The sequence below is a fragment of the Cobetia sp. genome (assembly GCF_983723665.1).
Genome location: NZ_CFDJES010000194.1, coordinates 1 through 4104, shown reverse-complemented (window position 1 = coordinate 4104; position 4104 = coordinate 1). Strand labels below are relative to the sequence as shown.

The window sequence follows — 4104 nt, the reverse complement described above, 5'->3', positions numbered from 1 at the left end:
AGGCCCTGCCTGTGGCAAGCGTAAGCAGAAAGAGGCAGCAATGTGGCATCCAGCGCTAGATTACCAGTGAGCAGCACGCCACAATGCCCGCATGATAGAGATGATCTCCCCTGCGACCATTACTGCCCTGTTGACCCGAGGAACGCCATGACTGCCCACGCCCCCTCCACACCCCGTGAGACCCGGCGTAGCGGCAGCGACCCCCTCCCCACCGCCTCGGTACTGATCGTCGATGACGAGCCCGGCATGCGCCGCTATCTGGAGAAGGCACTGTCCTCGCGCTTCGCGCTGATCGAATGCGCCGAGAGTGTCGAGCAGGCCGAAGCCCTGCGCTCGCGCCTGCACTTCGACCTCATCCTGCTCGACATTCGCCTGCCGGGGCGCGATGGCCTGGATTGGGATGAAGCGCTTGCGCCCTCTTCGGTCAGCGATGTCATCTTCATGACCGCCTACGCCGATCTCGAGACCGCTGTGCGCGCACTGCGGGCCGGAGCCTGTGATTTCATCATCAAGCCGTTTCGTCTCGAACAGTTGCAGGCCGCGCTGGACCGCTGCCTTGAGCGCCGCCAGCTGACGCGGGAAAACTTCCTGCTCCGTCGCGACAATGCCCGCCATCAGCAGGAAGAGGCCAGCCTCAAGGGCGAGAGCCCTGCCATGCAGGAGCTGGCGCATATCATCGCGCGCGTTGCCCCTGCGCCATCGCCGGTGCTGATTCTGGGGGAATCCGGCACCGGCAAGGAGCTGGCGGCGCGTGATCTGCATCGCCTGTCCGGTCGGCGCGGCGCCTTCGTGCCGGTCAACTGCGGCGCCATCAGCCCAGAGCTGTTGGAGAGCGAGCTGTTCGGCCACCTCAAGGGGGCCTTCACCGGCGCGCACCGTGGCCGTGATGGCCTGTTCAGCTTCGCCGATGGCGGCACGCTGTTCCTGGATGAAATCGGCGAGATGCCCCTGGCGATGCAGGCCAAGCTGTTGCGAGTGCTGGAGACGCGCCGCGTGCGCCCCGTCGGCGGCGAGCAGGAACAGGCGGTGGACGTGCGTATCGTGGCCGCCACTCACCGCACACTGGAGACGGAAGTGGCCGCGGGCCGCTTCCGCGAAGACCTCTACTATCGCCTCAACGTGCTGAGCCTGACACTGCCGGCCCTGCGCGAGCGCCCGGAGGACATCCCGGCGCTGGCCCAGCACTTCTCGCGGCAGCTGTCGCGTGAGCTCAACCTCCCCGCCGTGCCCTGGCAGCATTCTGATCTCACTCGCCTGTGCCACTATTCCTGGCCCGGCAATGTGCGGGAACTCAAGAACGTCATCGAGCGCGCCTTGCTGCTCGGCCGCCTGCCCGGCGATACCCTGCCGGTCGACAGTCAGGCCGCACAGGCATCAGGCCACGAGTTATGGGGCGGCAGCGGGGACGCGACCACCTCCGCCGAGGAGGAGGCCACCAGCAGCGGCTATCCGCTCGAGTGGTCATTGGATGCGGTGGAAAAGGCCCATCTGTGCGCGGTACTGGAGCGACATGCCAACAACAAATCAGCCGCCGCCCGCCAGCTGGGCATCTCGCGCAAGACGCTGGATCGCAAACTGACCACCTGGCGCGCCGAGCAGCAAATCAGTGAGGACAGCGGCGCTGAGAATGGCACTGAGAATGGCGCTGAGAGTGGTACTGAGAGCGGCGCTGAGAGCGATCAACCCGCCTCCTCCACTGCGTCTGCCGCTCGCTACGGAGCCGATGGCAGCGCATGATCAAGCGCCTGCGCCATTACTTCGCCGGTTCGCTGCGGCGCAGGCTGCTGCTGCTGACACTGGCGCCGCTGCTGGCGCTGATGCTGGCGCTGGTCGGCCTGACCGCCTACTGGACCACGGCCTATACCGACCGCCAGCTGTACATGAACGTACGCAGCGATCTTGATGTCGCCAGCCGCACGCTGCAGAGCCAGCATCAGCGCCTGCGTGATGGCCTGGAGGCGATGCGTCGCAACCTGCGTCAGCTGGTGGCACCCGATGAGCAGACCGCGCAGCTGTTGCCACGCCTGGTGCCGCGCCTGGATACCATGCGGGACACCCTCAATGCCGACTGGCTGCGCTGGCTGCCCACCGAGCAGTTGCGCCAGACGCCCGGCGTCGCCGCGCTGATTCCGCAACTGGCGCGCGGCGAAAGCCTGGATGGCCTCGACATGCTGTCCAGCGACTCTCTGGCGACGCTGGACCCTGCCCTTGCCGAGCGCGCGCGCCTTGCGCTACGCCAGACGCCCTACGCACAACCCAGTGCCCGTCGCGAGGAAAACCGCGGCATGCTGCTGCGGGCGCTGGTGCCCATCCTCGATGGCGAGGGCAAGCTGCTGGGCGCGCTGGATGCGGGCCGCCTGCTCAACCGTGATCCGCGTCTGGTCGATGAGATCCGCGATCTGCTCTATGGCCCCGGCACCCTGCCGGAAGATGGCACCGGCACCATCACCCTGTTTCTCGACGATGTCCGCATCGCCACCAATGTCACCGACGCCAGCGGCGAGCGCGCGCTGGGCACGCGCGCCTCGCTGGAGGTGAAGCGTCAGGTGATCGGCAATGGCGAGCGCTATATCAATCGTGCCTTCGTGGTTCGTGACTGGTTCGTGGCCGCCTATGCCCCGCTGGATTCTCTGGATGGCCAGCGGATCGGCATGATCTACGCGGGCTATCCGCAGGCGCCCTACGCACGGCTCTATCGCGAGACACTGACGCATATCAGCCTGGTGCTGATCGCGGTCAGCCTGTTGGGGGTACTGCTGGTGTGGAGCAGCATCGAGCGTCTGATGCAGCCGATCCGCCAGATCCGCCGTGTGGTGCATGCAGTGCGTGATACCCCGTCCCAGGAGGGATTGCGCATAGGCCCGCTGTCCTCTCTGGGGCCGGCGCAGCGGCACGGTGATGAGCTGGATGAACTGGCCGAGGAATTCGACGCCATGCTGGCGCGACTGGAAGCGCACCGCCACGAGATACAGCTCGCGGCCCAGACGCTGGAAGCCCAGGTGGAGGATCGCACCCGCGATCTGAGCGCCCAGACCGCCACGCTACGCGAACGCAGTCAGGCGCTGGAGGAGCACGTCCGCCTGCTGCGCGAAGCGCGTGCGCGCCTGCTGACCCGCGAGAAACTGGCGGCACTGGGCGAGCTGACGGCGGGTATCGGCCACGAGATCAACAACCCCGCCGCGGTGATTCTGGGTCATGTCGAGTTGATCGAGGTGATACTCGGTGAACAGGCCGAGCCGGTGCGCGAGGAAATCGCCACCATCATCCATCAGGTCGAACGCATTCGCGCGCTGGTCGACAACCTGCGTCAATACGCACGCGACCCGCTCGCCTCCAACGACATTGGCGACGACAACTCACTGACACCGTCGCTCGGTGCGCCTCACCTCAGCCAGATTCATCCCGATGAGGCGATCCACAGTGTCGAGGTGCTGGTCAGGCACGCGCTGGATCATCACGGCCATCAATTACAGCATGAGCTGGCGGCGACCCGCTTGATCGAGGCCGACCGCGCGCAACTGACCCAGGTGCTGGTCAATCTGCTGATCAACGCCATCGAGATGGCGCCTGCGCCGGATACGCTGTGCATCACCAGCCGTGATCGTGATGCAGCGCTGGCCGTAATGAACGGCGAGCCAAACAGCCGTCCGGATACGTCAGCCTCAGCCTCAGTGCCAGCGCCAGCCTCAGTGCCAACGTCGGCAACGGAACTCGCACCCGTGGCGGGAGTCGAGATACGTGTCATCGATCACGGCGCTGGCGTGCCAGAGCACCTGAAGTCGCGCATTTTCACGCCCTTCTTCACCACGCGCGCCAATGGCTCGGGCATCGGTCTGTCGGTCTCATCGGGCTTGATCACCCAGTTGGGGGGCAGGCTATGGCTGGAAGATACGCCCGGTGGCGGGGCCACCTTCTGCCTGTGGCTGCCGTGCATCGCACGCCGACATCATGAGGATGATCAAGGGCGCCATCTGCTCGAGACGCTCCGCGCCGGGGGCAGCAGTCGCTCGCCCTAAGCCACACTCGGCTGATGAACTCACCTGGGCGCTGCGAGGCGCACTGCCACGCACTCCCACCCGCGTGCTAGCCTGCGCGCATGCTCAC

The 4104-nt window shown here is 66.0% G+C and carries 2 protein-coding genes; both read left to right on the top strand.

Annotated elements, in window-relative coordinates; translation table 11 throughout:
- Positions 1-147: 147 nt before the first annotated feature.
- A complete protein-coding gene (locus AC4FAH_RS13610; RefSeq protein WP_490246216.1) occupies positions 148-1737 on the top strand; it encodes a sigma-54-dependent transcriptional regulator in 1590 nt (529 codons plus the stop codon).
- The gene (locus AC4FAH_RS13605) at positions 1734-4016 is read left to right on the top strand and encodes a cache domain-containing protein (protein WP_490246215.1); all 2283 of its coding nucleotides are present in this window, start codon (positions 1734-1736) and stop codon (positions 4014-4016) included. Before AC4FAH_RS13610 ends, AC4FAH_RS13605 begins: the two co-directional genes overlap by 4 nt.
- The last annotated feature ends 88 nt before the right edge of the window (positions 4017-4104 follow it).

Coding starts and splice junctions, on each gene's coding strand:
- AC4FAH_RS13610 (WP_490246216.1), top strand. CDS start 148: ATGACTGCCCACGCCCCCTCCACACCCCGTGAGACCCGGCGTAGCGGC.
- AC4FAH_RS13605 (WP_490246215.1), top strand. CDS start 1,734: ATGATCAAGCGCCTGCGCCATTACTTCGCCGGTTCGCTGCGGCGCAGG.